Raw genomic sequence first — 14,673 nt, 5'->3', positions numbered from 1 at the left:
TCACCGATATGGATTACGCCCGCCTCGGTTCGCGGGCGTTTTTCGTTTTTGCGATCGTTGGCGATCGAGCGTTTCGGTCCCTCGATTTTCCGCGAAGCGCTCATTCAACGTTGGTCGAATTCAGCCATCTGACGCCTTACGGTGGGCTAGCCCGGTCGCTATTATTCAGTAGGTGTGCCGCAAGCCGCAGCTAGGAAGAGGTTAGGGAGAAACAAAAAGCCGTTGTCCGTGAGGGCAGCGGCTTTTCTTACGACGAGTGATGAATGAGGGGACGCTTGTTCGCTTTTTGCTTGCGCCTGTTTGTCGTCATTAATTGCCGTTATTGGGCAGCCGGCGACACGGTGCTCGGGGTTGCCAGCGTGTTGTGACTCCCGGGAGCGTTGATGAGGGACGTCGGGCTACTGGTCGTGCTATTCGGCAGGCCCGAGTTCGGCGACCCGGCGGGCTTGCCGCTTTCCGAGTTGGTGGCGCCTGGCGTGCCGTAGCCGCTCGTTGCGTGGGCGGCGGCCGGCGACACGGTGCTCGGGGTCGCCAGCGTGTTGTTGCTCTGTGCATAAGCGCCGCCCGACAGCGCGAGTGCGGCGACGGCCGCGATTAATGTGCTGATTGCCTTGTTCATGATCCGTATCTCCTTGATTAGACTGGAGTATCGACGCTGACGATCGCTCCCTGCCTGACCACGAATTGCGCAATCACCGAATTTCACGAGATCGTGGTAATTGGCAGCTACGCCGGCATGACCGCTCGATACCATGCACAGTGTAAAACATCTAACAAAACGATGTTCTGAAGCGGTCCATTAGTAGTCGAAGCAGCGAATACGCGGTCCCGATGCAGATCGACGATCTGGACGTCTGTCCTGACCGACCAGTGCGGACCACATTCGGTCCGACGATAAAACACCGAAGTCACCCTCCCCAAACCGCCGATCAGTGACGGTTTCCCCGACCGACACATGCCTCGGTACAGCCGCCTGGCAGAGCGTCAAATCACCCATGTCGCATGGCGCGCAAACTATCTGTGTTCTTCGTTCTCCGAACCAATCTGTTCCCGTTCCCTTTGAAGCGATGGAGAGCGTTCAGTTAGCCGGGCGACATCCTCGTCATCAGGAACGCCGGCCTCGGCAAACTCCCGGCGATACGCTGCCGGCGTCGTTTCCTTCGCCGTCTTGAACTGCCAGTTGAAGTTGGAAACATTCGCTGAGCGGGCTATGTCCGGGAACGTCAAACCAGTAGCGAAATGATTCCTCCAACGGTGAGTCCCGCAGCGATCCATCTCCCAGCCGTGTAGAACTCGTTGCGATTCTGTTGCGGCTGGTCGGGACGTTCGAGGCCAAGCGTCCCGTAAGCAAGCGACTTGACCGCCGATACGTTCGACGCTGACCCGTCATCGCTGCTTGCATCCTGACCCGCCATTGCAGCCCCTTCGGGCGAAATCGTGACGGCCGAATCCTGGGTCGTGGCATCTGCCGGGTTGGTCGCTTGCGTTGTTTGTGCTGTTTGCGTTGTTTGTGCCGGGTCGACGTTGTCGTCCGATACAGACCATGGGTCAGTCGCGGGACTCGAAGTCGATATCGTTCGCTCCGAAGTGGGTGACGACGCAATATTGCTTAACTGCATGGCAACTTCCCTCATCCTCTTGGTCGGTCTCTCCAGCTTATCGACTCAAGCGCGCAGATCTTTAGTGTTGGTAAGGATAGGTAAGGTCGGGGCAATGCGTCGTAGAAATACAGGGTGGCTTAAGCCAATACCTGCAACAGCTTCTGTCGCACTACAGCCGTAATGTCAAGCTGGCGGTCATTTTCCAGTATGCCGATTACGCGCTTGAGCGGACCATATGGAAGTTGTAGAGCAATCAGCGAATGGTCGCGCGTCCATGCAACATGCTTAAACAAAGGCACGATGGAAATTCCCACGTTTTGCCTGACCAGATCGATGATGGCCGCCACTGAATTGACCTTGAGAATCTTCTTGGGTTTTATCCGCATACGCCGCAAGGTCTGCTCGACTTTTGCGCCCGTTGGCGAGATCCGGTCGAAGCGAATGAACGGATGACTCTTGAGCAAGGATGCGACGTCTGCGTGTGCCGTCGCAACCCGCCACTATGTTCCCGCTTTTTATGTCGTCTTTGCAGCGCTGGTTTCGCTCGCGCTCGTGGCGTTCACGCGTACCCGGCAAACGGCCTTGGCTGGCGACCGTAGTAACAGGAAACCATTTTCTGCAGCGCAGCAAGGACCCACAGTGGACCTTCAGTCTTCCGATAGCTGATCCTCAAGTCCCCCCATCGCACGCCCTGCGCCAATTCGCTACACTTGAGCGCATCGAGTGCACTGGGAGGGATCTCATTCATGGCGACCCGGAAGACGGCGGGCAAGGCTGGGCAGATCAGGATCGGCATCGGCGGCTGGACCTTCGAGCCGTGGCGCGGCACGTTCTATCCGAAAGGACTCGTGCAAAAGCGCGAGCTCGAATACGCGAGCCGCCAGTTGACCACGATCGAGATCAACGGCACGTTCTACGGCTCGCAGAAGCCCACCACGTTCGCGAAGTGGCACGACGAAACCCCGGATGATTTTGTCTTCTCGCTAAAGGCACCGCGTTTCTCAACGAACAGGCGGGTGCTCGCGGAGGCCGGCGAATCTGTGGAGCGTTTCCTGGCGAGCGGTGTGCTCGAATTGAAGAACAAGCTCGGCCCGATCAATTGGCAATTCGCCCCGACCAAACAATTCGATGCGGACGACTTCGAAGCTTTCCTGAACCTGTTGCCCCATAAAGTTGATGGTCGTGAGATCCGGCATGCGCTCGAAGTGCGGCATGAGAGTTTTCGCGACGAGGCATTTGTTGCTCTCGCGCGAAAACATGGTGTTGCCATCGTCATGGCGGGGGATTCGAAATATCCGCAGATCGCGGATGTAACGGCGAAGTTCGTCTATGCCCGCATCATGGGGACGACCGAGGAGTTTGCGCGCGGCTATGACGACAAAACGCTGGATCTATGGACTGAGCGGGCTCGGGACTGGGCTTCTGGCGGCGCGCCGGAGGGACTTGAAACGGTCAGCAAACCAGCCGCGGTGACTACGCCGCGAGACGTCTATTTGTATGTGATCAGCGGGTTCAAGACGCACAACCCAGCGGCGGGCATTGCCATGATCGAAGGATTAAGCGGTAGTGGCGCTTAGTGGGGGAATTGGGTTTCGTTCGCACTCGGGGTTGGAGGAGGTTTGCTGGGGCTTGAGGGTTAGGGGTAGTGGTTCGGGGTCAGTGCCAGGGTGGTCAGTTCTGGGGTTAGTGGTCGGGGTCCATGCCGGGTTGGTGCTTTCGGCCGTGGTGGTCTGCGAGAGTCGGATTTTCTCTTTATCACTATTAGCCACTGTGCGTGGCGGCACGTCATTTCTTTGTCCAAAGCGACAAAGAAACGAAGCAAAGAAAGCGCTTTTAAAACACGCTACCCTAAGTGTCCACAGCGTGCGGTTTTCATTCATGGGTGCCCCAAAAGCACGGTGCTCGCCAGAGCGAAGGATGTTTGAACCCCTCCTTCTCGCGAATCCTGACATGAACACGCTTCGCCCCGTACGCTCTCGGGCAAGCACAATTGCCGAGGGACCTGCACGGCCTAACGCGTATTTGCTTCTACGGTTCTTCGCGGGTTAGCTGCTTGGTCAGCGCGCTTATTTTCGTGGCTTACGGCCCAGGACATCTTTGCGGCCTCGTTTCTTGGTGGGTCGGCGACGAGGTTCGACGAGCGTACTGATTTGGCGGGAGGTCGTCCGCGGATAGCGCGGGGTGTCCCTTGGGCAGGTTCAATCACTGGTGGCGAAGCGTGTGGGTATCGGTGTTCGGAGAAGGAGGGGTTCACACATCCTTCGCTCTGGCGAGCACCGTGCTTTTGGGGCACCTATGAATAGAAACTGCACGCTGTGGACACTTAGGGTAGCGTGGTTGAAAGCGCTTTCTTTGCTTCGTTTCTTTGTCGCTTTGGACAAAGAAATGACGTGCCGCCACGCACAGTGGCTAATAGTGATAAAGAGAAAATCCGACTCTCGCAGACCACTAAGGCCGAAAGCACCAACCCAGCACTGACCCCCGACCACTAACCCCAGAACCCCCCGGCAATACCACGGCCCTTACCGCTGCAATTTCGATCATCGCCATGCTGTGGGGTTTCGCGTTTAATTCTTTCTTCGGTATCCTTATTTCCTATGCATCAAACAAGGTTCAGAAGCTAAGCCTTTGGTCGCCGAGCACCAGTCGCAATATGGCGTCGTTCGAATTTCGTTGCAACTGTGGTCCAACTTGCTACAGTCGCGGAGTTCAATTGCAAAGAACGTAATCCGACCGCGATGAATTCCCCTGCCCGGCACTATGCGGCGCTCCTCTGCCGCCGCACTTGCAAACACGCGCTGCTCTGCGCGCTGCCGCTCCTCGCTACCGCAGGCACGGCCCATGCGCAAGGCTCAGTCACACTATACGGCACGCTCGACACCAGCATCGAAGTGACTAATCCCGGCAATGGCTGGACACCGCGAATGGATTCCGGCGCGTATCGCGGCTCGCGCATCGGCTTGCGCGGCAGCGAGCCCCTGGGCAATGGCACAAGCGTGATCTTCGACCTGGAGAACGGCTTTGGCTCTGCAGACGGCACCCTGGACACGGCCGGTACCCTGTTCAACCGGCAGGCATGGGTCGGCCTCGACGCACCGTGGGGTGAAACCCGCTTCGGCCGGCAATATTCGCCGCTCTATATCCCGTTCAAGGGCGGACTCGATGCCTTTGGCGCAGGCACCATTGGATCGGGGTTGAACAACTTGTCGAAGATCACGCCCTACACGGATAACGCACTGACCTGGATCTCTCCATCGGTGGCGGGCTTCGACGTCACGGGCATGGCCGCGCTGCGCGACCCAGGTGACGGCAACGGGATCGGCGGGTATTACGTGACGGCCAATTACACGCTCAATGCCCTGCAGTTATCGTATGCACGGCAACAAACCCATGGCGACGCCGGATTGCGCGCGAATCTGGCGGGCGCGTCCTATCTTTTCGGTCCCGTGCGCACCTACGTCGCGCTGTTCAACGGCGACGGCGGCAGTCCACGCTATCACGACGACGGCATTTCGCTGTCAGCCTCCTGGGCCATCTCGCCGCTGGCGCGCGCATCACTGGGCTACGCGCATGCGCGCGATCGCAGCGGCGAGGGCAACAACGCAGACCAGTTCAGCATCGCGTTCGAATACACACTGTCGCGTTCGCTCCTGCTGTATTTCACCGCCGCCGATCTGGAAAATCGTGGCAACGCTACGTTCACCCTGCGCGGCGTCAACGTAACGGGATTGCCGGTCGCCTACCCGGGCGCGCCGGTACGCGGCGTGCAGTTCGGCATGATCGAACGATTTTGAAGCAGATGTTCAGACAAGCTCCGCGCGGCCAAGTATTAAATTCCACTAGTGGGAATCGCCTTGATAGCGCCGCCGTGCTTTTGCCTGACGCGTCGTTACGGCAGCGCTGTCCATGCACAATGCCGACAGAGGCGGCCTCCCATCGTGCACGGGTATCGCGTAATAATTACGGCTGCTCGCCCGTTTTATCGAGGGTGATCCCCAGTTCGGCCGCCATCTGTTCAACCATCGTCCGCAGGCGGACCACCTCCTCACCAAGCCGCTTGTGGTCGGCTTTAAGAATCTCGAACTCGGTGTACGAAACGGAATCGTCAACAGCACCGCCGGCCGACACTTCGCTCACACTCACGCTCACTTCGCCGCATAACAAATGCGCCCAGCGGCTTTCGCGCTCGCCCGGCGTGCGCGGCAACTTCACGACGCGTGGCGGCTCATTCGCGGCGAGTTCATCGAGGAACGCCTCGACCGACGAGATATCGGCGAAACCATGCAAACGCGCGGCATTCAGGCGTAGCTCCGCTGCGGTCTGAGGCCCGCGCAGCATGAGCGTGGTGAGCAACGCGGCGGCCTGGCTCGGGATGCCCAGCACGCGGTTCATGTTGTGCTCGAAGCGCGGCACGCGGCTGCTGCTGCCTTCAAAAACCAGGCTCAAGCGTTTCAGGTCATCGACGGTCGTGAGGACATCGGCGTCGGTGACGTTCATCACCGGGGATCGGGCGGTCTTCTGGTTGCAACCGGATGTGAGTGCATTGACCGACAGCGGATAAGCATCGGGGACCGTGTGCTGCTTTTCGACAAGAACGGCCAACACGCGCGCCTCAAGCGGCGTCAGGGTGCGCATGGGCGGTCGTGAAGGTACATCGGGAGTGGAGTTCATGCTTGACGTCGCTGGATACAGATACGGGTATTCGGACCGGGCGCTAAGCCGGGCGGAGGATGTCTATAGGCGCTTAACCAGCCCTGCGAAGAGCACTATGATATCCGCCCTGCCCTGTCCAGAGAATACGCGGCGATGGATACGCTTATCTTCGATCGATTGAATATTTGCCCGCGCCGGTCACGCACAACAGCAGCAGGCCGCCCATGATGCTGATGTTCTTGTAGAAGTTGATCATGTTGGCCATATACGCGTCGCCGGTCATGGTCCAGAAGCGGTGTCCTATCAGGGCCGTGCCCAGCGTGTACAACGCAAAGAGGAGCGCGAGCGGCCGGGTGTAGAACCCGACCACAATCGCAATGCCGACAAAAAACTCCATGACAATCGCGATGATGGCAGAGAGCGTAGGGAACGGCGCGCCTTCCGTGGCCATGTAACCGACCGTGCCCGAGAACCCCGTCAGCTTGCTCCAACCAAAGATCACGAACAGGATCATGAGCAGTACGCGCGCGATCAGAATCAATTCGTCTTTACGTTGCTCGAACAAGGTGTATCGCATGATGGCTTTCCTTTGGAAGGGCACGACCGTACACGGGCTTGGAACGCCCGATGGGCGCCAGTCGAACATTAGCATCGCTATGTGGCAGTAGGCAAACGGCGGGATTGTTTCGATAAGCTAAGGAAACGGCGGCGAGACGTTGCGGGTCGCCTAACTCACGACCTGCGCCGCGGTTGTAGACCAGGTAGAAATCTCCGGTGGCTTCGACAGCATTTCACCCAGCCTCGCCATATCGCCGCGCTCCGTCCGCCACGCAATGTACGTCTTGAACGCCGCCTCGCTCTCCCACTCTTCGACAAACAGGATCGCGTTAACGCTTTCAGCATTGCGGAACGCGCGAACCGACCGCACGCCTGGCGAAGACGATGTTTCACGCACCAACGCAGGCAGTCCGCCAATAAAATCCGCCGCAAAATCATCCTTCACGTTCATCAGCAAAGTGACCGTGATTGCATCGCAGTTGACGCGCTCGATGCCATCGACAAACTCGCGGATGATACCGGCGACTTCTATCGGCGATTCAAGCGGTGACAAGTGGCCGGTATCAGGCAGCACATGCATGACCGCATGGGGAATGCGCGTGAGCAATTGCGCTTCGAGTATCGCGGTACCGTCGATACGATCAAGCTCGCCGGCAATGACAATGGCCGGTACATCGATCGCGGCGACATCAAGCGAAATATCTTCCAGGCTGGTGGACTGGGGCCACGCCAGCTTCGCCTGAACCGCGCCACGCAGGCTGTCTTCAATCACCCGTTCCCGGTGCTTCGGACTCAACGGTTTGGCGGTCAGCATCTGATCTATCGCCGTGCCGACGGACTCCCGTGACTGGTAAGCGCCTTCCATTGCCGCGCGCGCTTCAGCGGGCAGAACCAGCGGCACGGGTGGAGACGGCGCAACCAGCACAAGCCCCGCAAGTCCCTGCGGGCGGCGCGACGCGAGCAACTGCGCAATCTTGCCGCCCATCGAATGACCGACCAGGACGAACCGGTCCAACTTCATTGCCGCAATCAATTGCTGCACGTCATCGGCAAAGTCAGCGAGCGCGTAGCCAGCGGACGGCGCGTCCGAGTTGCCCCAGCCCCGGAGGTCGGGCGCGATGGTCCTGTATTGCGTCGGCAACGCCGCGATCACGTCATCCCACGTGCGCGACGACCCTCCCCAATAATGTAGAAAAACAACCGGCAGCGTGCCGTTTCCCTGATCCTTGACGTGAATCTGTATACCGTTCGACGTTACTTTCATCGCGCTTCTCCTTGATATCGGTGGCTTGGCCACGCTCGGCCAAACTCACAACGCGATGTTAGATTAGCGCGCAGAACGCGATAATCCCTGCTTTGGTATCATCACTCAATCATCGGGCTATCGAATAAAAATGGACCGCTTCGCAAGCATCGCCGTGTTTGTAGCTGCTATCGATGAAGGCAGTCTCGTGGCCGCCGGCAAACGTTTTGGTTTGTCCGCTTCGATGGCGGGCAAGTATGTCAGCGCGCTGGAAGCCGAGTTGAACGTACGCCTGCTTCACCGCAGCACGCGCAGCCTGAGCCTGACGGACGCCGGGCGCACCTACTACATCCGGTGCCAACGCATTCTCGAAGAGTTCGACGATGCCAACCGGGAAGCCAGCGACGCGCACAGCACAGTACGCGGCACCTTGCGGGTCGCCGCGCCGGTCACGTTCGGTACGCTGCATATGGGCGCGGTCGTCGCGCGCTATCTTGACGACCATCCGCATGTCAGCATTGAAGTCTCGCTCGATGATCGTTACGTCGATCTGCAAAGCGCGGGGATCGACGTCACTATCCGCATTGGCAAGCTGCCCGACTCTGATCTCGTCGCCCGGCGTCTTGCACCTTGCCGCATGGCAATCTGCGCATCGCCGGCGTACCTGAGCCGCGAAGGCACACCTAAGGATCCCGAAGACCTCCGGCGTGCACCTCGTCTGGCGTTCAGTGAAGCGGTATCGGTTCCCGAGTGGATACTGACGGACAAACAGAATCGCGACCATGTGATCGACGGAGCGCTTCGGATGCAGGCCAACAACATGCAGATGCTGCTCTCGGCAGTACTCGCGGGCGTCGGGATTGCGTACGGCCCTACCTTCGTTTTTGGGCAGGATATCAAGGCTGGAAACCTGATCAAGTTGCTGCCCGACTATAGAACCGCCGAGCTGACCATCAACGCGGTTTATCCGACTGCGCGCTATGTGCCGTCGAAGGTTCGTCAGTTCATCGATTATCTCGCCGACGCTTATCGTGACAAACCACCGTGGGATCGCTAAGCGTTGGACCTGGCTACGGCGCGCTGGTGAAGGTCCACAACCGCACAGCCGGGCTCCTGCACTGGTGGCGAACGATATTGCCGCCGCCACGCATTCCGCTATGCGGCAGTGGTTGATACGTGGGAAGTGTCAAACGGACGGAACGATAGCTGCTGAATTCAAAAGCGCATCACGCCCCGACCTTGAGCCTACGAAATCACGCCAGCGCAGTCACCGTAATCTCGACCAGCAAATCAGGCGCGGCCAGCTTGGACTCCACCGTCGCGCGTGTCGGCGCGCAACCCGGTGCAACCCATGCATCCCACACTTCGTTCATGCCCGCGAAGTCGCGGCCAATGTCCGCCAGCCAGACCTGCGCGGATACCAGCCGCGTTTTATCGATACCCGCCTGCGCGAGAAAACCATCGATCTTCGCAAGAACCTGTTGCGTCTGACCTTTCACATCGAGCGTACGGTCATTCGACGTTTGTCCGCCGACGAACACCAGCCCTGCAGCCTTCACAACACGGCTCATTCGTTGATTGGTTTCGATCCTGACGATATCATTCATAAGTATTCCTTGTTAATTTAAAATAACCATCAATCAGCATGGCACAACCCTGTGTTGCGTTCATGGTGCCGCAACGTCCTTGAATCGGTCAATGGCAAACGCATCCAGCGGCAACGACGCTACGCCGTCCAGCACCAACTCGGACACCAGCTTCCCGCATCCCGGCCCAAGCTGAAACCCGCTGCCGCAATACCCGAACGAATAGGTCAGATTGGACGCGCGCCGGCTAGGCGAGATCACCGGCAGCGAGTCGTCGGTGAAGGCTTCCACGCCGGCCCATGCGCGATTGATGCCGAGATTGCGCAAGTGCGGAAACAGATCGACAACCGTGTTCGCGCTCTTCACCAGCCGCGCGAAATCGACTTCGCCGTGACGTCCGGGCAGGTCCGCAATCCCGATCAGCTTGCCGCCAATAACCACCGTGCCGTTATCGAATTGCTTGAACGACAAAGGCCGTCCCGTTGCACCGAGCGTCGCGCGGCAGAACGGTGCAGCCCGATGCGTGACCATCAGCATCAGCCCTTCGGGATGAACCGGCACCGGCTCGCCCACTTGTTGCGAGAGTTCGCCCGCCCATGCCCCGGCCGTCACCACCAGCTTCGCAGCCGAGAACACACCCGATGGCGTATGCGCGAACCAGCGCTCGCCCTTCTGTTCGATCCTTGTCACCGGTGTGCCTTCATGGAACACGGCTCCATGACGCTCTGCTGCCAGCCGAAACGCAGTCGTTGTCCGGAACGGCAACGCGTAACCATCGCGTTCGACCCAGATGCCGCCAGTCACATGCGGCGTGATCGCCGGCTCCAGCTCGAGCAAAGTCTCACGGTCGATTATTTTCTCGTGCGTGAAACCATGCGCTTCAAGCAGCGCCACGCGTTCGCGGCATTCATCGAGTTCGGCTTCGGTCTCCGCGATCTTCAACTGACCTGACGCCACGAAACCCGCGTCGTCACCAATTGTATCGACGATGTTGTGCCATATCTCCCGCGACATCAACGCCAGAGGAATCTCCGGCAATGGCCTGCCTAGCGTGCGCACGCCGCCTGCATTGACGCCCGACGCATGGCGGCCGACATAATCGGCTTCCAGCACGGTCACGCTCACCCCACGGCGGGCAATATGAAATGCGCTGCTCGATCCATGCAGCCCACCGCCAATCACCAGCACATCCGACTCATTGGCTACGGGCTTATTCACCGGCCAGTTCTCCGAGCGTAAGCGGCTTGATCGGCGGACGGATGCGGTAATAGCCCACGGTTTCAGGAGGCACGTTGCGTGCATCGGCGATCACTTCGGTCACGGTCAATCCGCACAGGCGGCCTTGGCATGGACCCATGCCGCATCGGCCGAAGGACTTCGCTTGGTTCGGCCCGAGGCAACCAAGCTTCACGAAACTACGGAGTTCGCCGGCCGTCACCTCCTCGCATCGGCACACGATCACCTCGTCCTTCGGCACACGGTTTTCATCGCGTGGACGATAAAGACTGTCGAGGAAAGGACGAATACGCATGACCTCAGCCAGGCGGCGAAGCAGCGGCGCGGCGCTGCGATTACGCGCGGCGGTATCAATCGCGCCAAGCTGCGCAGCAATCGCCAGCGCCGTCACTTCGCCCTGCGTTTCTGCCGCCTGCGCGCCGCCAATGCCGCCGCCATCGCCCGCCACGAAGATGCCGGGGACATCGAGCTCGCCCCATTGATCGGTTAAGGGTGCGAAGCATAACTGCGCGTCATCCCACTTATGCGATGCCCTGAGCGAGAGCGTGAACTGCGTATTCGGCACCACGCCCTGGTGCAACAGGATCACGTTGGCCTCGATCCGATGCGACACGCCGCGCACCGAAAAATGCAGCGCGCGCGCCCGTTCGGAACCGTCTTCATCGATACCGCTTTCCACCCGAAGGTCATCGGCGGCTTCATGCATCGGAACGCCGGCTTCGCGCAACGTGCGCATCAACTGCAGGCCCTTGCTCAAGTATGGCCACGCGCGCAAGGCGGACAACATGTGCCGCTTCGCGCGCCAGCGATCCTCGTAACGCGTGGTATCAACAAGCGCGCGAATGGGTACACCCGCGCGAACGTACTGCCATCCGAGCAAGTAAAGCAGCGGTCCGCAGCCGACGAGTATCGGCGGTTCAGCCGGCACTTCGCCCGCGCTTTTCAGCAGGATCTGTGCGGCACCGGCGGTCATCACACCGGGTAGGGTCCAACCAGGAATCGGGAAGGGACGCTCCAGCGCGCCGGTCGCGAGCACCACGCGCCGGGCCTCGAAGCTGCTTACCTTGCCGTCCTTGAGGTAGTGCACCGAGCGCTCGCGCGTGACTTGCCAAACTGATGCGTTAGGCACATAACGCGCGCCGGAACGGGCGAACTCGCTCGCCAGCGCCGCACCGGCAGCATAGTCCGCGCCAAGGATGGTGCGGCGTTGCGCGTCGCTGCGTTCGATCGCGCGATAGATCTGTCCGCCCACCGCTTCCTGTTCATCGAGCAGGACCACGGACAGCCCCGCTCTCGCAGCCTGAGTCGCGGCGGCGAGCCCGGCAGGTCCGGCGCCGATCACGGCGACATCGACAGTATTAGCGGCCATGAACGTTCTCCACCGAATTCACATCCGACAGCGGCGGCAGATCGCGTGCGCCCTCTTGTGAATGAATACGCATGCCATCCTGCACCGTGACGAGACAACTCTGCCGGCTCGGCATGCCGTCGATCTCGACCAGGCATTCGAAACACGCGCCCATCATGCAATATGGTGCACGGGGCGCACCGGACACGGGCGTCGCGCGAAATCGCTGGACTCCAGCGGCCAGCAATGCGGCGGCAACCGAGCGTCCGCCCGGCACGCTGAGCGGCTGGTCGTTGAACCAGATCTGGATAGTAGCCTCGGCCTGGGTATCAGTGCCAGTGCCAGTGCCGGGGGCCGGCGAGAGTATTCTGAATAGCGGTTTTGAAGTCATAGTCGGACAAGTCGAAGCAAAGCGGAATGTCGGCGTTCAGGATGCATCGCGAGGAGCGGACAACGGCGACAACAAGCCGGAGCCGATGCAAGCGAGACGTTGAAGCGGCTAGTTAGCATGGCTGGTCGCATGATTCGCGGCGAGAAAACGGCCACCCCGGAATGCGGCAAGTTCATCGGGGATCGGTCCACCCTTGATCCACGGAGCAATGCGCATGGCATGCGCTGCCGCGAGCGTCACGCCGCTGTGGCAGGTCACGACGAACGCGCCCGGATACTGCAGCGACTGCTCATAGATCGGGAAGCCGTCGGGGCTGTAGACACGCAGCGCAGCCCACATGCGTACCAGCCGCACGTTCCTCAACAAGGGGAATGCCCGCACGCCGCGCCGCGCGATGGTCGACAGCACATCGGCGGTGGTGTAGTCGTTGTAGCCGACCTCTTCCATTGAGTCGCCGAACTGCACCGATCCTTCATCGGTCTGGCGTACGTTGATGGTCGGGTAATGCAGGAACGGGGCGACCCGTTCACTGACCAGCACCTGCCCGCGATTCGGTGCAACCGGCGCGTGCAGACCCACCTGGGCGCTGAGCGCGCGGTTGCCAAGACCTGCTGACAAGACAACCTTCGGCGCACGCCACACGGCGTTCTTGCCATGCACGGCGAAGCCGTTCGTCTCGGGAACGATGCGCCCGATGTCTTCGTCATTGATGAGCGTCACGCCGCGCCGCTGCATGGCGTCGTGCAGCGCACGCAGCAGCTTGAGCGGATTCACATGACCATCCATGGGCGTATAACTCGCGCCTATCACCTCAGGTCCTACGGCGGGAAGACGTTCGCGCAACTCCCGAGCGTCGAGCAATTGATAGGGATATTCGCCGCCAAGTTCTGTCTGCAACGTAGACAGGCGCTTCTCGCGCTCGGCCATTTCTTCGTCGGAGAAACACAGGTGGAAACCGCCCGGCTGCTTCAGCGAAACGTCTATACCCGTTTCCTCCAGCAACGCCGCAGCGAGTCCGGGCCACAGCCGCGACGAACTGCGCGACCAGCGTGCGTAGGGCGACAAACCGTAGCCTTTGCCCTGCACCCACACCAGCCCAAAATTGCCGCGCGATGCACGAAAGCCGCCGTCACCCTGGTCCAGCACCGTCACCTTTGCTCCCTCGCGCGCCAGCCCGTAGGCCACCGCGGTTCCTACCAGCCCACCCCCGACCACCAGCACGTCGGGACTGTCGACTGAATGACCTCTCATCGTGTTTCTCCAATCAGGACGCGGTCCAGACCCACCATGCGGTCTAGCACCAGCATCAGTACTATTGTGCCGACGATCAACACGGTCGACACGGAGGCCACCAGTGGATCGATCGTCTGCGCGATCTGGTTGTACATCGCGACGGGCAGCGTGGTCGTGCCGGGTGTCGCGACAAAAATGGTCATGGTGAGTTCGTCGAAACTCTGGATGAACGACAGTACCCAGCCGCCGGCTACGCCGGTACGGATCATCGGCAGCACGACGCGGCGAAAGGCCGTAAAGCGGCTCGCGCCACATGACAGTGCTGCGCGTTCGGCATCGCGATCGAGACCAATAGCCGATGACAACGCCAGCCGCAACGCGTACGGCAACACAATGATCACGTGCGTCGCGCAGAGCGCCCAGAATGAGCCGCCGAGGCCGAGCAAACTCAGGAATCGCAGGAACGCGATGCCGAGCACGACGGCGGGAATCATCATGGGCGAGAGGAAAAAGCCGGTCAGTGCGGCGCGGCCAGGGAAACGATAACGGGCGATAGCCAGCGCCGCCGGCAACGCGAGCGCCACGCCGACCGTGGCCGCCACCAGCGCAAGGCGCACCGAAAGCCAGAAGGCATCGACGATCTGGTCGTTGTCCAGAATTGCCCTGAACCAGCGCAGCGACGCGCCATCGAACGGCAGCGAGATGAAGCCTTTGTCAGTGAATGCAACCGCGATCACGACCACGAGCGGCGCTGCAATGAACGTGAGAAACAGCGCGTTGAACAGCAGGCCCAGGAATCCGTTTTGTTTCATGGCGTCTCCCGG

At 60.1% G+C, this 14,673-nt stretch carries 15 protein-coding genes; 3 read left to right on the top strand and 12 right to left on the bottom strand.

From position 1 onward, the window contains the following. Positions 1–319: 319 nt before the first annotated feature. The 3 genes from HB376_RS34090 to HB376_RS34080 all read right to left on the bottom strand — a co-directional run bounded on the left by HB376_RS34090 (position 320) and on the right by HB376_RS34080 (position 2,065). Positions 320–619 carry a hypothetical protein gene (locus HB376_RS34090; protein WP_213768069.1) on the bottom strand — a complete coding sequence of 100 codons (300 nt, stop codon included), beginning with the start codon at positions 617–619 and terminating at the stop codon, positions 320–322. Between the two features lie 604 nt (positions 620–1,223). Then, positions 1,224–1,619, bottom strand: coding sequence for a hypothetical protein (locus HB376_RS34085; RefSeq protein WP_213768068.1), 396 nt, complete (start codon positions 1,617–1,619; stop codon positions 1,224–1,226). A 119-nt stretch (positions 1,620–1,738) separates the two neighbouring features. Then, entirely contained in the window at positions 1,739–2,065 is a 327-nt protein-coding gene (locus tag HB376_RS34080) for a LysR substrate-binding domain-containing protein (RefSeq protein ID WP_213768067.1), read from the bottom strand. Positions 2,066–2,347: 282 nt separating this feature from the next. Between HB376_RS34080 and HB376_RS34075 the strand changes: the two genes are divergently transcribed. Further along, entirely contained in the window at positions 2,348–3,178 is an 831-nt protein-coding gene (locus HB376_RS34075) for a DUF72 domain-containing protein (RefSeq protein ID WP_213768066.1), read from the top strand. A gap of 1,161 nt (positions 3,179–4,339) precedes the next feature. Beyond that, the gene (locus HB376_RS34070; protein WP_213768065.1) at positions 4,340–5,395 is read left to right on the top strand and encodes a porin; all 1,056 of its coding nucleotides are present in this window, start codon (positions 4,340–4,342) and stop codon (positions 5,393–5,395) included. 166 nt (positions 5,396–5,561) lie between these two features. Here HB376_RS34070 and HB376_RS34065 read toward each other — a convergent pair whose 3' ends face one another. The 3 genes from HB376_RS34065 to HB376_RS34055 form a co-directional block, all read right to left on the bottom strand. Next, the gene (locus HB376_RS34065) at positions 5,562–6,272 is read right to left on the bottom strand and encodes a YceH family protein (protein WP_213768064.1); all 711 of its coding nucleotides are present in this window, start codon (positions 6,270–6,272) and stop codon (positions 5,562–5,564) included. Between the two features lie 145 nt (positions 6,273–6,417). Continuing rightward, entirely contained in the window at positions 6,418–6,831 is a 414-nt protein-coding gene (locus HB376_RS34060; protein WP_213768063.1) for a DoxX family protein, read from the bottom strand. Positions 6,832–6,981: 150 nt separating this feature from the next. After that, positions 6,982–8,076, bottom strand: coding sequence for an alpha/beta fold hydrolase (locus HB376_RS34055; RefSeq protein WP_213768062.1), 1,095 nt, complete (start codon positions 8,074–8,076; stop codon positions 6,982–6,984). Between the two features lie 130 nt (positions 8,077–8,206). On the opposite strand from HB376_RS34055, the gene HB376_RS34050 reads away from it, so the two are divergent. Further along, positions 8,207–9,112 (top strand): LysR family transcriptional regulator, encoded by a 906-nt coding sequence (locus HB376_RS34050; protein ID WP_213768061.1) that lies wholly within the window; start codon positions 8,207–8,209, stop codon positions 9,110–9,112. Positions 9,113–9,308: 196 nt separating this feature from the next. Here HB376_RS34050 and HB376_RS34045 read toward each other — a convergent pair whose 3' ends face one another. The 6 genes from HB376_RS34045 to HB376_RS34020 all read right to left on the bottom strand — a co-directional run bounded on the left by HB376_RS34045 (position 9,309) and on the right by HB376_RS34020 (position 14,661). Beyond that, positions 9,309–9,662: a RidA family protein gene (locus tag HB376_RS34045; protein ID WP_213768060.1), complete on the bottom strand. Its 354-nt coding sequence runs from the start codon at positions 9,660–9,662 to the stop codon at positions 9,309–9,311. 60 nt (positions 9,663–9,722) lie between these two features. Continuing rightward, complete coding sequence (locus HB376_RS34040; RefSeq protein ID WP_346730638.1) at positions 9,723–10,859, bottom strand: FAD-binding oxidoreductase; 1,137 nt, start codon at positions 10,857–10,859, stop codon at positions 9,723–9,725. Beyond that, entirely contained in the window at positions 10,852–12,246 is a 1,395-nt protein-coding gene (locus HB376_RS34035) for an NAD(P)/FAD-dependent oxidoreductase (RefSeq protein ID WP_213768058.1), read from the bottom strand. Before HB376_RS34035 ends, HB376_RS34040 begins: the two co-directional genes overlap by 8 nt. Continuing rightward, positions 12,236–12,616, bottom strand: a complete 381-nt coding sequence (locus HB376_RS34030) for a (2Fe-2S)-binding protein (RefSeq protein ID WP_213768057.1) — start codon at positions 12,614–12,616, stop codon at positions 12,236–12,238. The genes HB376_RS34035 and HB376_RS34030 overlap by 11 nt, the downstream gene beginning before the upstream one ends. Before the next feature lie 108 nt (positions 12,617–12,724). Continuing rightward, positions 12,725–13,867: an FAD-dependent oxidoreductase gene (locus tag HB376_RS34025; protein ID WP_213768056.1), complete on the bottom strand. Its 1,143-nt coding sequence runs from the start codon at positions 13,865–13,867 to the stop codon at positions 12,725–12,727. After that, the gene (locus HB376_RS34020; RefSeq protein WP_213768055.1) at positions 13,864–14,661 is read right to left on the bottom strand and encodes an ABC transporter permease; all 798 of its coding nucleotides are present in this window, start codon (positions 14,659–14,661) and stop codon (positions 13,864–13,866) included. Before HB376_RS34020 ends, HB376_RS34025 begins: the two co-directional genes overlap by 4 nt. Positions 14,662–14,673: the final 12 nt, after the last annotated feature.

The organism is Caballeronia sp. dw_19, from assembly GCF_018449515.1.
In the GTDB taxonomy this organism is placed as follows: domain Bacteria; phylum Pseudomonadota; class Gammaproteobacteria; order Burkholderiales; family Burkholderiaceae; genus Caballeronia.
The sequence above is the reverse complement of the archived record's forward strand: the minus strand, read 5'-3'. Positions and strand labels throughout refer to the sequence as shown.

Coding starts and splice junctions, on each gene's coding strand:
- HB376_RS34090 (WP_213768069.1), bottom strand. CDS start 619: ATGAACAAGGCAATCAGCACATTAATCGCGGCCGTCGCCGCACTCGCG.
- HB376_RS34085 (WP_213768068.1), bottom strand. CDS start 1,619: ATGCAGTTAAGCAATATTGCGTCGTCACCCACTTCGGAGCGAACGATA.
- HB376_RS34075 (WP_213768066.1), top strand. CDS start 2,348: ATGGCGACCCGGAAGACGGCGGGCAAGGCTGGGCAGATCAGGATCGGC.
- HB376_RS34070 (WP_213768065.1), top strand. CDS start 4,340: ATGAATTCCCCTGCCCGGCACTATGCGGCGCTCCTCTGCCGCCGCACT.
- HB376_RS34065 (WP_213768064.1), bottom strand. CDS start 6,272: ATGAACTCCACTCCCGATGTACCTTCACGACCGCCCATGCGCACCCTG.
- HB376_RS34060 (WP_213768063.1), bottom strand. CDS start 6,831: ATGCGATACACCTTGTTCGAGCAACGTAAAGACGAATTGATTCTGATC.
- HB376_RS34055 (WP_213768062.1), bottom strand. CDS start 8,076: ATGAAAGTAACGTCGAACGGTATACAGATTCACGTCAAGGATCAGGGA.
- HB376_RS34050 (WP_213768061.1), top strand. CDS start 8,207: ATGGACCGCTTCGCAAGCATCGCCGTGTTTGTAGCTGCTATCGATGAA.
- HB376_RS34045 (WP_213768060.1), bottom strand. CDS start 9,662: ATGAATGATATCGTCAGGATCGAAACCAATCAACGAATGAGCCGTGTT.
- HB376_RS34035 (WP_213768058.1), bottom strand. CDS start 12,246: ATGGCCGCTAATACTGTCGATGTCGCCGTGATCGGCGCCGGACCTGCC.
- HB376_RS34030 (WP_213768057.1), bottom strand. CDS start 12,616: ATGACTTCAAAACCGCTATTCAGAATACTCTCGCCGGCCCCCGGCACT.
- HB376_RS34025 (WP_213768056.1), bottom strand. CDS start 13,867: ATGAGAGGTCATTCAGTCGACAGTCCCGACGTGCTGGTGGTCGGGGGT.
- HB376_RS34020 (WP_213768055.1), bottom strand. CDS start 14,661: ATGAAACAAAACGGATTCCTGGGCCTGCTGTTCAACGCGCTGTTTCTC.